13 protein-coding genes are annotated in these 14387 nt (G+C 71.4%); 6 read left to right on the forward strand and 7 right to left on the reverse strand.

The window, feature by feature from the left end; translation table 11 throughout:
- The first annotated feature begins 250 nt into the window (after nucleotides 1–250).
- From ACZ5TL_RS22435 to ACZ5TL_RS22450, 4 genes are read left to right on the forward strand one after another with little or no spacing between them, the layout of a single operon-like run.
- Nucleotides 251–541: a hypothetical protein gene (locus ACZ5TL_RS22435; protein ID WP_468591889.1), complete on the forward strand. Its 291-nt coding sequence runs from the start codon at nucleotides 251–253 to the stop codon at nucleotides 539–541.
- A gap of 54 nt (nucleotides 542–595) precedes the next feature.
- Nucleotides 596–1432 carry a hypothetical protein gene (locus ACZ5TL_RS22440; RefSeq protein ID WP_468591890.1) on the forward strand — a complete coding sequence of 279 codons (837 nt, stop codon included), beginning with the start codon at nucleotides 596–598 and terminating at the stop codon, nucleotides 1430–1432.
- A gap of 18 nt (nucleotides 1433–1450) precedes the next feature.
- Nucleotides 1451–3391, forward strand: a complete 1941-nt coding sequence (locus ACZ5TL_RS22445; protein WP_468591892.1) for a fumarate reductase/succinate dehydrogenase flavoprotein subunit — start codon at nucleotides 1451–1453, stop codon at nucleotides 3389–3391.
- Nucleotides 3388–4164, forward strand: coding sequence for a succinate dehydrogenase/fumarate reductase iron-sulfur subunit (locus tag ACZ5TL_RS22450; RefSeq protein WP_468591894.1), 777 nt, complete (start codon nucleotides 3388–3390; stop codon nucleotides 4162–4164). Before ACZ5TL_RS22445 ends, ACZ5TL_RS22450 begins: the two co-directional genes overlap by 4 nt.
- A gap of 22 nt (nucleotides 4165–4186) precedes the next feature.
- Here the strand turns inward: ACZ5TL_RS22450 and ACZ5TL_RS22455 are convergent, their stop codons facing one another.
- The 7 genes from ACZ5TL_RS22455 to ACZ5TL_RS22485 form a co-directional block, all read right to left on the reverse strand.
- Complete coding sequence (locus ACZ5TL_RS22455; protein ID WP_468591896.1) at nucleotides 4187–5311, reverse strand: glycoside hydrolase family 18 protein; 1125 nt, start codon at nucleotides 5309–5311, stop codon at nucleotides 4187–4189.
- Between the two features lie 68 nt (nucleotides 5312–5379).
- Nucleotides 5380–8016, reverse strand: a complete 2637-nt coding sequence (locus ACZ5TL_RS22460; RefSeq protein WP_468591898.1) for a SpoIIE family protein phosphatase — start codon at nucleotides 8014–8016, stop codon at nucleotides 5380–5382.
- Nucleotides 8017–8268: 252 nt separating this feature from the next.
- Nucleotides 8269–8712, reverse strand: a complete 444-nt coding sequence (locus ACZ5TL_RS22465) for an ATP-binding protein (protein WP_468591899.1) — start codon at nucleotides 8710–8712, stop codon at nucleotides 8269–8271.
- 134 nt (nucleotides 8713–8846) lie between these two features.
- On the reverse strand, nucleotides 8847–9275 hold the full coding sequence (locus tag ACZ5TL_RS22470) for a (deoxy)nucleoside triphosphate pyrophosphohydrolase (protein ID WP_468591901.1): 429 nt from the start codon (nucleotides 9273–9275) through the stop codon (nucleotides 8847–8849).
- Between the two features lie 120 nt (nucleotides 9276–9395).
- Nucleotides 9396–9587, reverse strand: coding sequence for an SPOR domain-containing protein (locus tag ACZ5TL_RS22475; RefSeq protein WP_468591903.1), 192 nt, complete (start codon nucleotides 9585–9587; stop codon nucleotides 9396–9398).
- A gap of 340 nt (nucleotides 9588–9927) precedes the next feature.
- Nucleotides 9928–10680 (reverse strand): GntR family transcriptional regulator, encoded by a 753-nt coding sequence (locus ACZ5TL_RS22480; RefSeq protein WP_468591904.1) that lies wholly within the window; start codon nucleotides 10678–10680, stop codon nucleotides 9928–9930.
- 147 nt (nucleotides 10681–10827) lie between these two features.
- Complete coding sequence (locus ACZ5TL_RS22485) at nucleotides 10828–11967, reverse strand: DUF4190 domain-containing protein (RefSeq protein WP_468591905.1); 1140 nt, start codon at nucleotides 11965–11967, stop codon at nucleotides 10828–10830.
- 232 nt (nucleotides 11968–12199) lie between these two features.
- Between ACZ5TL_RS22485 and ACZ5TL_RS22490 the strand changes: the two genes are divergently transcribed.
- Complete coding sequence (locus ACZ5TL_RS22490) at nucleotides 12200–12421, forward strand: DUF2283 domain-containing protein (RefSeq protein WP_468591906.1); 222 nt, start codon at nucleotides 12200–12202, stop codon at nucleotides 12419–12421.
- A gap of 322 nt (nucleotides 12422–12743) precedes the next feature.
- Entirely contained in the window at nucleotides 12744–14321 is a 1578-nt protein-coding gene (locus ACZ5TL_RS22495) for a S8 family peptidase (protein WP_468591907.1), read from the forward strand.
- The last annotated feature ends 66 nt before the right edge of the window (nucleotides 14322–14387 follow it).

Below are 14387 nucleotides of genomic sequence, written 5' to 3' on the forward strand. Positions count from 1 at the left end.
ATTTGGCGGTATTTGGAGCTTGTCTGATGTATGCGGCCACTGAAGAGGAAAGGGTTCAGCAACACAGGGCGACACGGCGGTCACGGGCGGGAAGTCACCCGTCCGGCGCAGCGCACCGCAGGGTGCACCCACGCGCCTCGGCCAATCGATGCACATCCCTTCACAGCACAAGGTGTGACGCGCAACACTCGCAGGCGCATGAACGTTGCCGCCTTGGGCCTCGAAGGACCCGCGGAAGTGAGGGCAAGTCATGTCCGTTCACGACGAACTGACGTCAGTCCAGCGCAGTCTCGACGAACTGTTCCGATCGCTGGGGCGCCTGGAGAAGCAGCTCGGCACCGGCGGCCTGGAGATGCGCCGCGTCCGGGCCGATGCCAGCCACCTGCGCGAGAGCGTCGCCCTGCTGCGCGACGCCGCCGCCACGCCGGCCCCATCGAAGCGCCCCGACCTCGTCACCATCTCGGACACGCCGTACGACCCCTCCCTGTGGGTCGACTCGGACGACGAGGGGCTCGGCGCCCGGGACCGGCGCGCCCCCTGACCGGGAGGGCGTCGAGCGACCGGCACCTCCCCCGAACCCGACCGGAGTCGTCACGTGGCCACTGGTACGGAACCTCCCGCCACAGATCCCCACCCGAGAGGCGGCGGCGTACGGGCGGGTACGCGCGCCGCGATCACCGCTCCCCACCTGCGCACCGACCGCTGGTGGCTGGCCCCGGCCGGCACGGCCGCCGGCCTGCTGGCCTTCATCGTCTACTCGACCTGGCGGGCCCTCGCGAACGCCGACTACTACGCGGCGCCGTACGTCTCGCCTTTCTACTCCCCCTGCCTGGCGGAGAACTGCGTGCCGATGAAGGCCGGCCCGAACTGGGAGATCTTCGGCAGCTGGTGGGGCCTCTCGCCCGCGATCATCATCCTGATCTTCCCGCTCGGCTTCCGCCTGACCTGCTACTACTACCGCAAGGCCTACTACCGGGGCTTCTGGGCGTCCCCGCCCGCCTGCGCGGTGGCCGAGCCGCACCAGAAGTACACCGGCGAGACCCGCTTCCCGCTGGTGCTCCAGAACATCCACCGGTACTTCTTCTACGCCGCGCTCCTGGTCGCCGGGATCCTCACCTACGACACCGTGCTCGCCTTCCGCGACGAGAACTACGCGTGGGGCCACATGGGTCTCGGCACCCTCGTGTTCCTGGTCAACATCGTGCTGATCTGGGCGTACACGATCTCCTGCCACTCCTGCCGGCACATCGTCGGCGGCAAGCTCAAGCACTTCTCCAGACATCCCGTGCGCTACCGGATGTGGCAGTGGACGGGGAAGCTCAACGCCCGGCACATGCAGCTCGCCTGGGCGTCACTGGTGAGCGTGGCGCTCGCCGACTTCTACGTCTATCTGGTCGCGACCGGTGCCTTCGACGATCCGCGATTCTTCTAAAAGGAGTGGGGCGTTCTGATGTCCGTGGTCGACCGGCAGGAGTGGGACGTCGTCGTGGTGGGCGCGGGCGGTGCCGGACTGCGCGCCGCCATCGAGGCCCGCGAGCGGGGTGCCCGCACGGCCGTGATCTGCAAGTCGCTGTTCGGCAAGGCGCACACGGTGATGGCCGAGGGCGGCATCGCGGCGGCGATGGCCAACGCCAACGAGAACGACACCTGGCAGGTGCACTTCCGCGACACCATGCGCGGCGGCAAGTTCCTCAACCAGTGGCGGATGGCCGAGCTGCACGCGCAGGAGGCGCCGCAGCGGGTGTGGGAGCTGGAGACCTGGGGGGCGCTGTTCGACCGCACCAAGGACGGCCGGATCTCCCAGCGCAACTTCGGCGGCCACGAGTACCCACGTCTCGCGCACGTCGGCGACCGCACGGGCCTGGAGCTGATCCGCACCCTGCAGCAGAAGATCGTCCAGCTCCAGCAGGAGGACTTCGCGGAGACCGGCGACTACGAGTCCCGGCTGAGGGTCTTCCAGGAGTTCACGGTCACGCGCGTACTGAAAGAGGAGAGCCGGGTCTCCGGCGTCTTCGGCTACGAGCGTGAGTCGGGCCGCTTCTTCGTCCTGGAGGCGCCGGCCGTCGTGATCGCGACGGGCGGTATCGGCAAGTCCTTCAAGGTGACGTCGAACTCGTGGGAGTACACGGGCGACGGCCACGCGCTGGCGCTCCTCGCGGGCGCTCCCCTGCTGAACATGGAGTTCGTGCAGTTCCACCCGACGGGCATGGTCTGGCCGCCGTCGGTGAAGGGCATCCTCGTCACCGAGTCGGTGCGCGGCGACGGCGGGGTGCTGCGCAACTCCGACGGCAAGCGGTTCATGTTCGACTACGTCCCCGACGTCTTCAAGGACAAGTACGCCGAGACGGAGGACGAGGCCGACCGCTGGTACGACGACCCGGACCACAACCGGCGTCCGCCCGAGCTGCTCCCCCGGGACGAGGTCGCGCGGGCGATCAACGCCGAGGTGAAGGAGGGGCGCGGCTCCCCGCACGGGGGCGTGTTCCTCGACGTGTCGACCCGGATGCCCGAGGAGGTCATCAAGCGGCGGCTGCCGTCGATGTACCACCAGTTCAAGGAGCTGGCGGACGTCGACATCACGGCCGAGGCGATGGAGGTCGGGCCCACCTGTCACTACGTGATGGGCGGTGTCGCGGTCGAGTCCGACACGGCGGCGGCGCGCGGGGTGCCGGGGCTGTACGCGGCCGGTGAGGTGGCCGGCGGCATGCACGGCTCCAACCGGCTCGGCGGGAACTCGCTGTCGGACCTGCTGGTGTTCGGCCGCCGGGCGGGCCGGCACGCGGCCGAGTACGCGGCGGGACTGGCCGGGGCGCGGCCCCTCGTGGACGACGTCCAGATCGACTCCGCCGCCGCCGAGGCCCTGCGGCCCTTCTCCGCCGAGTCGGAGACCGAGGAGCCGCAGGGCGGCCCGCCGGAGAACCCGTACACCCTGCACCAGGAACTCCAGCAGACGATGAACGACCTGGTCGGCATCATCCGCCGCGAGACGGAGATGAAGCAGGCCCTGGAGAAGCTGGCCGAGCTGCGGGTACGGGCGCGCCGGGCCGGGGTCGAGGGGCACCGGCAGTTCAATCCGGGCTGGCACCTCGCCCTGGACCTCAGGAACATGCTGCTGGTCAGCGAGTGCGTGGCGCGGGCCGCGCTGGAGCGCACCGAGTCGCGCGGCGGGCACACGCGTGAGGACCATCCGGCGATGGACCGCAAGTGGCGCCGGATCAACCTGCTGTGCGCGCTCACCGACCCGGCGGGCGGCCTGGCGGCGGCGGACCCGGTCCGCGGCCAGATCACCCTCACCCCCGAGACCACCGAACCCGTCCGTGCCGACCTGCTCGCCCTGTTCGACAAGGAGGAGCTGGTCAAGTACCTCGCCGAAGAGGAGCTCCACGAATGAGCGGCTATACGGCCCACTTCAAGGTGTGGCGCGGGGACGTGAGCGGCGGCGGCCTGGAGGACTTCGAGGTCGAGGTCAACGACGGGGAGGTGGTCCTCGACATCATCCACCGCCTCCAGGCCACCCAGACCCCCGATCTCGCCGTCCGCTGGAACTGCAAGGCCGGCAAGTGCGGTTCGTGCTCGGCGGAGATCAACGGCCGGCCGCGTCTGCTGTGCATGACGCGCATGTCGGTCTTCGACCGGGAGGAGACGATCACGGTGACGCCGCTGCGGGCGTTCCCGGTCGTCCGTGACCTGGTCACCGACGTGGGCTACAACTACCGGAAGGCGAGGGAGGTCCCCGCCTTCGTGCCGCCGGCCGGTGTCGCGCCCGGCGAGTACCGCATGATGCAGGAGGACGTGGACCGTCCCCAGGAGTTCCGCAAGTGCATCGAGTGCTTCCTGTGCCAGGACACCTGCCATGTGGTCCGCGACCACGAGGAGAACAAGCAGGCGTTCGCCGGGCCGCGTTTCCTGATGCGGGTGGCGGAACTGGACATGCACCCCCTGGACGCGGCGGCGGAATCCGGCCTGGACCGCAAGACCACCGCCCAGGACGAACACGGCCTGGGCTACTGCAACATCACCAAGTGCTGCACGGAGGTCTGCCCGGAGGGCATCAAGATCACGGACAACGCGCTGATCCCGCTGAAGGAACGGGCGATCGACCGCAAGTACGACCCGCTGGTGTGGCTGGGCTCGAAGATCAGGAGGCGCTCCTCCGCAGGCTGAGGAGCATCGGCAGGCGGGAGTGTCACCGCACCCAGTCTTCCTCGTACGCGCGCCAGTCCGCCTCGGTCGCGGCGAAGTCGATGTACAGGGCGACGCCGAAGCGGGATCGGCCGGGGTCCGTGCGGGACAGGCCGAGGCGGACGCCCCGGACCGCGGCGGGGACGGTCTCGGCGTGGTTCCAGTGGCCGAAGCGGTTCTCGTGGAAGAAGGGCAGGCCCATCAGCAGGTCGGTGGAGGGCGGGGTGACCTCCAGGGCGAGGGAGGTCTGCTGGGCCACGTAGCCGCCGTAGGTGCTCTGCAGCGGCTGCATGGTGTCGTACGACATGACGGCGATCTGGTCGACGCGGCGGGCGACCTGGCCGAAGAACTCCTGCGACCACCACTTGGGGTGGCCGGTGAGGCGGCCCCAGACGGTGTGGAAGGCCGGGAGCGGGTCGATCTGGTGTGCGGCGACGGACAGGTGCGCGCCGCGCGAGCGGGTCTCGCGGCGCAGGGCGTCGAGGAGGCTGAGGTAATCGCGGTCGCCGGAGTGCAGGGGTTCCAGGTCGAGGTGGATGCCGTCGTAGCCGGTGTCGAGGGTCTGGCGGGCGGAGCGGAGGACGGCGGCGCGGGTGTCCTCGTTCTCCAGGCGCATGCCGTCGGGGCTCTCGGTCGCGAGGACGTCGCCCAGGAACGCCTGGACCCGGATGCCGGGGAGTTTCTCGTGTACGGCGTCTGTGAACCAGCGGGCTCTCGGATAGACCGACTCGGGCAGCGTGCCGTCGTGTTCCAGCGGGCCGGAGTGGACGTACAGGTCGCGGATGCCGGTGCCCCGCAGGCGGCGGGCCAGGGCGGTGACGTCGGCGTCCTTCTTGCGGCCGTCGACCCAGGCGTGGCCGAGCCAGAGTGCGTCACGGTTCCTGGTGTGGGTGCCGTCCGCCGGGTCGCCCGTGTAGTTGACGCGGAGAGCCGTCAGAGCGGACAGCAGAGGGAGCAGCAGGACCAGGAGCAGGACGAGCGCCGTACGTCTGACCCGGCGTCGGCGCGTCCTGCTTCTCCGGCTGTCGGGGGTGTGGGGCTCTTGTCGGGGTTGCTCCCCGTCGCCGTGGGCGGCTTCGGCTTCGGCTTCGGCTTCGGGCGGGGTCGTGCCATCCGTGCGGCGGTCCATGCCGTTTCCCCCCGGTGGTGCGGATGGTGTTGCCGGGGAGGACGATCCGTACCCGCGTTCGGTTGCGGTCAGAACAGGCTCAGCAGTGCCTCCGCCGGGTCCGGTAGCCCGTTTCCGCCGTTCGGCAGGGGCAGTTCGAACCACACCGTCTTGCCCCGGGGCGTTCGACGCGAGCCCCACGCGGCGCTGAGGAGGCCGACGAGCTGGAGGCCGCGGCCGCCCTCGTCCGTGTCTCGGGCACGGCGCCGGCGGGGCTGGACCAGGCCCGCGTCCCAGACCTCGCAGACCAGGGTGCGGTCCAGCAGGAGCCGGAGCCGGATCTCGCCCTCGCCGTAGCGCAGGGCGTTGGTGACGAGTTCGCTGACCAGGAGTTCCGTGGTGTCGACCAGCAGTTCCATGTCCCAGCTGATCAGCTGGGCACGCGCGTACTCGCGGGCACGGCCCACACTGCGCGGCTCGCGCGGCAGGGTCCAGTCGCCGACGGATTCGGTGGGCAGTCCCTGTACACGTGCCATCAGCAGCGCGATGTCGTCCTCGCCGTGATGGGTGTCGAGCGTGTTGAGGACGTGGTCGGCGACGTCCTCCAGCGGCTGGGTGGGGTCGGCGAGCGCGCTGACGAAGGCCTGGAGGCCCTCGTCCAGGGGGTGGTCGCGGCTTTCGACCAGTCCATCCGTGTAGAGCGCGAGCAGGGCGCCTTCGGGCAGTTCGACCTCGACCTCCTCGAAGGGCTCGCCGCCGACGCCGAGCGGCATGCCCGGCGGCACGTCCAGCATCAGGGCCGCCTCGCCCGGTTCGACCAGGACCGGCGGCAGATGGCCCGCGTTGGCGAACGTGCAGCGCCGGGTGACGGAGTCGTAGACGGCGTAGACGCAGGTGGCGAGGTACACCTCCGACAGGTCCGCCTCGCGCGGGCGGCGGGCCGCCCGGGTCGCCTGCTGGACACCGCCGGGGGCGCCGAGGCCGCGGGCGATCTCGTCCAGCTGGGAGAGCACCTCGGCCGGTTCGAGGTCGAGCTGGGCCAGGGTCCGTACCGCCGTGCGCAGTTCGCCCATGGCGACGGCGGCGCGCAGACCGCGGCCCATGACGTCGCCGACGACCAGCGCGGTGCGGTGCCCGGGCAGTTCGATGACGTCGAACCAGTCGCCGCCGACCTCGCTGGGCCGGCCGGTGTTGACGTTGCCGGGCAGATAGCGGCAGGCGATGTCGAGGCCGGAGGCCTCCGGGTCACCGGGCGGGAGCAGGGACCGCTGCAGTATCAACGCGCGTTCGTGCTCGCGGCGGTAGAGGCGGGCGTTGTCGATGCAGACCGCGGCCCGCGCGGCGAGTTCGACGGCGAGGTCACGGTCGCGGTCGCCGAACGGCTCGCTGCCCTTGGCCCGGGCGAACTGCACCAGCCCTACGACGGTGTCGTGCGCGACCATCGGCACGGCCAGGGTGGACTGCACGATCCCGCCGTCCTCGCCGGGGACGGTCTGGGGGCGGGCGGTGCGCAGGGCGTCCGCCCAGGGCGAGCTGAACGGGTAGTGGTGGACGGCGCCGACCGCGACGGGTACGCCGGTACCGGCGAAGGGCGCGTCGGAGACGGCACTGGCGAAGGCCACGCGGCGCAGCTCGGCGCTGCCGTCGGCGAGCCCGGGCGGGGTCTCGTCGCCGGCCAGCAGTCCCTGGTAGAGGTCGACGGTGGCCAGGTCGCAGAAGCCGGGGACGACGACATCGAGCAGCTGCCGGGCCGTGGTCTCCAGGTCGAGGGAGTTGCCGATGCGGGCGCCGGCCTCGTTCAGCAGGGCGAGGTTGCGGCGGGCGGCGGCGGCCTCGCGGGCGGCGGCGCGGCGGGCGGTGATGTCGGTGCCGAGCCAGGCGATCCCGATGGGCCGGCCCGAACCGCTGTGCACGCGGTAGAGGTTGACGGACCAGTGGCGGCGCTCGTCGGAGCCCGGCAGGAAGCCCGTGACGTGCATGTCGGTGATGGAGTTGCCCGTCTCCAGCACGCGGCGCAGCGTGGCGGCGACCCGCTCGGCCTCGCCGCGCTGGAGGTAGTCGTGGACGCCCTTGCCGCGGTGGTCGTCGGGAGCGCCGCCGAAGATGGACGCGAACCGCTGATTGGCGCGGCGGACCCGCAGGTCGGGATCGATCAGCAGGAAACCGAACGGGGATTGACTGAAAATGGCCTGCGAGGCGGCGAGGTCGGTCTCGATGCTGCGCAGGGTGCGCACGTCGACGACGATGCAGACGGCGGCCTTCTCCCCCTCCTCGGTGCGCGTCGGCATGACGTACACCTCGGCGAGCCCCTCGTGACCGCACTCCCCCGCGACGCCCTTCGGCATCCGGAAGGGCACCACGCCCGTCCACTCGCGGCCGTCGAGGATCTCGGCCATCTTGCGCATGCCCCGCTCGCGATGACGCGGATCGATGAACGCCTCGATGGGGTCCATGCCGACGGCGCGTCCGGCGGGGATGCCGAAGAGGTGCTCGGCGCGCAGACTCCACTGGTCGACCAGCCCGTCGGGGCCGATGGAGAAGGACGCGACCTTGATGTAGTCGTAGATGGATCCAGGGGGACTGCTCTGCCACATGGCGTCCCCGGTCGGCACCCCGTCGGCCGCGAGCGCACCTCCGACCGCGGAGGCCAGGCCGTCCGCGGCCCTCGCCCTCGCGCCCTCCGACGGGTCCTCGGACTCCGTGGCCTTCGCTGGTATCTCGCTCACGCGAACCGTCCCCTCCAGCTCACCGCGCCCGGCACCGGTCACCGGGGGCGGCTGCCCGCAGTATCCAGCACTACGGTGCCGCACAACACGGTGTTCACGATCACAGCACGGTCCCGATGGTTTTCGGTCCGGACCGTGCCAACACTTCCCGTCTTCTAACCAGGGGAGACGTCGTCGAATCCCGTCCGGGGACAACCGCCACTGGCCTGAACCAATCGCTCTACAGCGGTACGACGTACGTACACCGTTTTTTCACCCCGGCACAGCGAGTTCGAACCACACGGTCTTGCCCGCACCGCCCGGCCGGGTACCCCAGCGGCGGGAGGCGGAAGCCACCAGGAGCAGTCCCCGGCCACTCTCGTCGTCGAGGCGCGGGGCGCGCTCACGGGGCGGGTCCGGGAGCGGGTCGGAGACTTCGACCAGGAGGACGCCGCCCAGGCCGGAGGGGCGGACCAGGCGGACACCGATGGGGCCCGTGGCGTGCCGCAGGGCGTTGGTGACCAACTCGCTGACCAGCAGCGCCGCGAGGTCGGCAAGGCTGTCGAGGCCCCAGTTGCGGAGCTTGCCGCGGACGACCTGACGGGCGGTGCGCACGGCACCTGGTTCGGCGGGGAAGATCCACTCGGCGCAGTCACCTTCGGTGTCCATCACGCCGATCACTTCCCAGGCTGGCGGCCCACCCATGTCCGCTTTCATGGGGTTAATGGGCACATACCCGATATACGGGGCGGAGTATCGCGTGGAGCAGCGCGCTCTGACACGAAAGGCGCACAAAGCGTAAGGGGCGCCCGTACAGCGGCCGCGCGGGCGGCGCACTCCCCCGACCGGCTTCAGGCGCCGGGCACTTCCCGGGCGCCGGGGCCGCCCAGGTGGTCAAGGGCCTGCCGTACGGCCGGTACGTCCTGGTCGAGCCAGGGCACGTCCCAGATCTCGCCGGGGGTGAGCCAGCGCAGTTGGTCGTGGTCTTCCAGGGGCTCGGGCGCGGCGGAACCGGGCCGCAGCCGCGCGGTCCACACCTGCAGGACGTACGGCGGCCTCAGGGGCCACTCCCCGGGGATGCGCTCGCCGGCCTCGGCGTCCACGCCGAGTTCCTCGCGCAGTTCACGTTCGAGCGCCGCGCAGGGCGTCTCCCCCGGCTCGACCTTGCCCCCGGGCAACTCCCAGCGCCCGGCCAGCTCTACGGGCGCGCTGCGCCGGGCAGCCAGCAGCAGCCCGTCGTCGACCAGCGCCGCACCCACGACGACGATCCGCTCGCTCATGCGGGGAGCCTACGGGAGCACCACCGGACTCAGGGCCGGCCGCCACCCGACTCCAGGTCAGCCGCCACCAGGCTCCGGTCAGCGCCACCAGACGCCGGGTCAACCCTCCGGCGTCCCCGGTCAGTCGTGGGCGACCGACCCGCTCTGGCTCAGCCGCTCGACCCAGTAGAGCTGCTTGTGGCCGGGGCCGTCGAGGCTGTCCGCGATCTCCTGGGCCTCCGCCCGGGTCGCGTACCGGCCCACGCGGTACCGGTTGCCGTTGTCGTCTTCCCGTATGACGAGCCAGGGAAGAGTGACCGTGCTGTCGTTCATCGCGCCCCTCCACTTCCCGCCCGTGGCCTGTGCCGTGCCCCGCCCGCCAAGGAAACCGCAATGCGCATATGCCCGAGCCTACGCCTAACCTTCACGGAGCGAATACGCCTTTTCACAAAGAGGTACACAACCAGCCAGAACGCAGGGGCGCGCGTCGGCGAACGCGCCGTCCGCGCACCCCGATGCATCCGGTCGGAGGCATACCGCACACGCCGCTGCCGACCTGCGGAAAGGACGTCCTGATGCGAGGCATGGACAACCCCGGCCGCGGACGGGCGGCACGGCGATCGGGTGAGCGGGGCGCGCGGGGAGCGCGCCGCGGGACGAATGTGAGCGTTCGCTACTTGACCGGAAGGTGGTAGGCGACCCGGTACCGATCCGCCGGGATGACCACGTCGGCTGTCTCGACCGGGCGGCCGGAGGCGTAGAACGTGCGCTGGACGACCAGGACCACATGGCCCGGGACGCCGCCCAGGACGAGGAGTTCCTCGGCGAGGCCGGGGCGGGCGCCGACCTCCTCCGTGACGTTGTCCACGATCACGTCGATGGCACGCATGCGCTCCACGACGCCCATGCCACCGACCGGGCCCTCCTCCGGCAGCATCACGGGCGTACGGCCCGTCACCGCGAGCGGTTCCCAGGACGTGGAGAGCATCATCGCCTCGCCGCCCTCGCGGTAGAGGTACCTCGTGCACATCACCCGGTCACCCGGCTCGATGCCCAGCCGCCCGGCGACCGCGACACTGGCCTCGCACTGCTCGCTGCCGGACTCCCAGGTGCCGCGCCCCTCGTCGTCGGCCTGCTCCTGTCGGAACGGCGTCGCCCCGCCGTCCGGGCGGTAGCCGGAGCGGGAGATGCGCCGGGGCGCGGGCCGCTCGCGCACATACGTCCCCGAGCCGGAGCGGCCCTCGACCAGCCCCTCCGCCATGAGCACCTTGCGGGCCTCCAGCGCGACGGTGTCCGAGACGCCGTACTCCTGGCGGATCCTGGCCTGGGACGGGAGCCGGGCGTGGGGCGGCAGCTGACCGTCGACGATCTTCTTGCGGAGATCACCCGCGACGCGCAGGTACGCCGGCTGCTCACCGAATGTCACTGGCCGCTCCCATCAGGTTGTACAGACAGCAACAGCGTGGCAACCGTGGGTTGTGCGGTGCAAGCAAAGGCCAGAGAATCACTCGATGTGATGACAAGGGGGCCCTCGGGGCTTTACGCAGGAACTTTCTCCCCGCTATAGCCGCCCTCACACCTGCGCTTCGGAGTCCTGGCCCTCGTCCCCCTCGTAGGGCGGCGGGGTGGCGGCCAGACCGAGGGCCTTGCGCGCCGTGACGATCGCCGGCCCGCCCAGGAAGCCGTCCGCCTCGTAGTAGTGCGTGGAGTACGCATCCGCGTCACCGGCGGTACTCGCCCGACGCCACTCCTCCCGGGCGTCCTCCAGGTCCGCGACCAGCACCGCGACCGGCCCCCGGGCACCGGACGGCCAGGAATGCCCGCGCAGGGACTCGATCTGCTCGCCGAGCACGTCGTGGACCCGCGCGGCCCAGGCCCGGTGACCGGCGAGGTCGTCCTCGGGGGTGCCCTCGGGCTCCTCGAAGAGCGCCGCGTCGACGGCGTTGGCCGAGGACAGGAAGACGACCTGGTCGCTGTCGAGCGTCGTGCGGTCGCCGCGCAGCGATCCGGTCAGCTTGATCCCCTCCTCGGTGTGGCCGAAGAGGCAGGTGATCACGCGGTCGCCGTAGCGCCAGCTGTCCCTGGAGGGCCTCAGGTAGTACACGTCGACGTCGGCGGGCATCGCCCAGGTGTCCATGGCGTACTGGCCCTGCAGCGCGAAGCACCGCTCGCCCGCGATGCCGGTGATCCCGGCATCACCCGGGAAGGGGCCACGCGGCAACGTGACGACCCCGAACACCTCGCCGTCGTGCCGGACCTCGCACGGCACCGGCTCGACGCCGTACGGGTCGCCCTTCAGACCGCCGGCCGCGTCGAAGCAGTCGCCCTTCTCCAGCGTGACACCCCCGTTGCCCCGCGCGCCCTCCTTGAAGCCCTCCCAGGCCTCGGACACGACACCCGTGGACAGCACCACCGCCCACAGCACCGCCCCGACGGACGACAGCACCACCCCGGCGATCGCCATGCCCCGCCCGCTCTGCCCGGACTTCCTGATCTGCCGCAGCGCGATCAGCCCCAGGACGAGCCCCGCGGCGGGCAGGAAGCAGAGCACGCCGAGCACGAGGGCGGCGACGGCGAGGGCGTTGACGGAGACCGGGGTGCCGTACGGATGCCCGGCGGGGCCGTACGGGCCGTGTGCGGCAGGCCAGTTGGCAGGGGGCGGGCCGTACGGGTCCGGCGGCTGCGGGTTCCCGGGGGGCGGGGGTATGGACACGGGTACGGTGCTCCTGGCTCGGGCAGCGGGCGGGATCCGTCGTACGGCTGTGCGCATCGTAGGCGGCCGGGTGGCGGGGCGGAACCGGTTCCGCCCTGGTCAGCCGCGGTGCCGTGTCCGCCGGCCGCAACCGGACCCGTTCCCGATCCCACTCACCGAGCCCATTGGCCGAACCCACCGACCGAACCCACCGACCGAACCCACCGACGAGCCCGTTCCCGAGAGGCGAAGCATGCACATCGAGTACGACCGCGAGAACGACACCGCGTATGTCTCACTCGTCGCGCACACCGTGGACGGCGCCGCCGTCCGGCAGATCCCCGTCGACGGGGTCGGGGCGGACGCCGAGGTGTTCCTCGACGTGGACGCGTCGGGACGGCTGCTCGGCATCGAGGTGATCGGCGCCGGCGGTGCGCTGCCGGCCGAAGCGCTGGAGCAGTCCTTTACGGGCTGACACCGGACCAACGACTGTTTCGGCACTGGCGGGGCGGGGCGGGCTGCGCGGTTCTCGGCCATCTCGGCCGGGTGCGGGACGAGGCCCGGCGTGGGAGAAACGCGGCCGGAGCACCGCCTTCGATGGCTGACGGGCCGTCACGGGGGCCCTGCCCGTCCGTGCAGGGCCCCTTGTGCAATTCCTGTGGAGGCCTCAATCTTTCGCTCACGCACGGGAGTTGCCGTTGGCTTGACATGGCCATGACCCAATGACCTCATCGGCGGCGACCGACGGGCGTGCACCCCACCCCACAGCGCACCACCGATTGAGGAGGACCCCTCAGATGGCAGTGATGCGTACTCCCCACCGCACCTCCCGGCGAAGACTGGCCGCGCTCGGCGCGACGGCCACCGCGGCGCTCGTCGCGAGCCTCGTCTCCGCCCTCCCCGCCGGCGCGGCCCCCGCTGCCGAAGGGCGCATCCAGTACGAGGGCGCGGCGAACGCCGTCGCCGACAGCTACGTCGTCACCCTGAAGACCGAGAGGGCCGGTTCCGCCGAGGGCCGTGCGCTCGCGCACAAGTACGGTGCCGACATCGAGCGGACCTACACCAAGGCCCTGAACGGCTACGAGGTCGAGGCCTCCGCGTCCGAGGCGAAACGTCTCGCCGCCGACCCGGCCGTCGCCTCCGTCGTGCAGAACCGGACGTTCACCATCAGCGGCACCCAGCCGAGCCCGCCCTCCTGGGGCCTGGACCGCATCGACCAGAAGAACCTGCCGCTGAACAGCTCCTACACCTACCCGGACACGGCGGGTGAGGGCGTCACGGCGTACGTCATCGACACCGGCGTGCGCATCACGCACAGCGACTTCGGCGGCCGCGCCTCCAACGGCTACGACGCCGTCGACAACGACAACACCGCCCAGGACGGCCACGGCCACGGCACGCACGTCGCCGGCACCGTCGCCGGAAGCGCCTACGGCGTCGCCAAGAAGGCCAAGGTCGTCGGCGTGCGCGTGCTGAACAACTCCGGCGAGGGCACCACCGCCCAGGTCGTCGCCGGTATCGACTGGGTCGCCCGGAACGCGGTCAAGCCGGCCGTGGCCAACATGTCCCTCGGCGGCCCCGGCGACACGGCGATCGACACCGCCGTACGCAACGCCATCACCGCCGGCGTCACCTTCGTGGTCGCGGCCGGCAACGAGTCCACCAACGCCTCCACCAGGTCTCCGGCCCGCGTCGCCGAGGCCGTCACGGTCGGCGCGACGACGTCGAGCGACGCGAAGGCGAGCTACTCCAACTACGGCTCCGTCCTGGACCTGTTCGCCCCGGGCTCGTCCATCACCTCGGCGTGGCGGACGAGCGACTCCGCGACCAACACCATCTCCGGTACGTCGATGGCGAGCCCGCACGTCGCCGGCGCCGCCGCCCTGCACCTGGCCGACAACCCCGCGGCCACGCCCGCGCAGGTCTCCGCCGCGCTGACGGCCGCCGCCACCACCGGCGTCGTCACCAGCCCCGGCACCGGATCGCCCAACCGGCTCCTCAACGTCGGCGGCGGTACGACCACCCCGCCCGGCCCCCGCTTCGAGAACACCGCCGACCAGGCCATCGCCGACAACGCCACCGCCGAGTCCCCGGTGACCGTCTCCGGCGTCCCGGGCAACGCGCCCTCGGCCCTGGCCGTCGAGGTGCACATCGTCCACACCTACATCGGTGACCTCCAGGTCCAGCTGATCGCCCCCGACGGCACGGCGTACACGCTGAAGGGCTACGGCACCGGAGGCAGTGCGGACAACATCGACACGACCTACACCGTGAACGCCTCCTCGGAGGCCGCGAACGGCACGTGGAAGCTGCGGGTGAGCGACAACGCCCGCTACGACACCGGGCGGATCGACGCCTGGGCGCTCCAGTTCTGACGGGGCGAGGGGGCCGGGCCCGCGCGGTCCGGCCCCCGGCCGCGTCGACGCCGGGCGCGGCCGCGT

This window comes from Streptomyces sp. NPDC033136 (assembly GCF_055578235.1).

Coding starts and splice junctions, on each gene's coding strand:
- ACZ5TL_RS22465 (WP_468591899.1), bottom strand. CDS start 8,712: ATGAAAGCGGACATGGGTGGGCCGCCAGCCTGGGAAGTGATCGGCGTG.
- ACZ5TL_RS22470 (WP_468591901.1), bottom strand. CDS start 9,275: ATGAGCGAGCGGATCGTCGTCGTGGGTGCGGCGCTGGTCGACGACGGG.
- ACZ5TL_RS22475 (WP_468591903.1), bottom strand. CDS start 9,587: ATGAACGACAGCACGGTCACTCTTCCCTGGCTCGTCATACGGGAAGAC.
- ACZ5TL_RS22495 (WP_468591907.1), top strand. CDS start 12,744: ATGGCAGTGATGCGTACTCCCCACCGCACCTCCCGGCGAAGACTGGCC.
- ACZ5TL_RS22455 (WP_468591896.1), bottom strand. CDS start 5,311: ATGGACCGCCGCACGGATGGCACGACCCCGCCCGAAGCCGAAGCCGAA.
- ACZ5TL_RS22450 (WP_468591894.1), top strand. CDS start 3,388: ATGAGCGGCTATACGGCCCACTTCAAGGTGTGGCGCGGGGACGTGAGC.
- ACZ5TL_RS22435 (WP_468591889.1), top strand. CDS start 251: ATGTCCGTTCACGACGAACTGACGTCAGTCCAGCGCAGTCTCGACGAA.
- ACZ5TL_RS22445 (WP_468591892.1), top strand. CDS start 1,451: ATGTCCGTGGTCGACCGGCAGGAGTGGGACGTCGTCGTGGTGGGCGCG.
- ACZ5TL_RS22490 (WP_468591906.1), top strand. CDS start 12,200: ATGCACATCGAGTACGACCGCGAGAACGACACCGCGTATGTCTCACTC.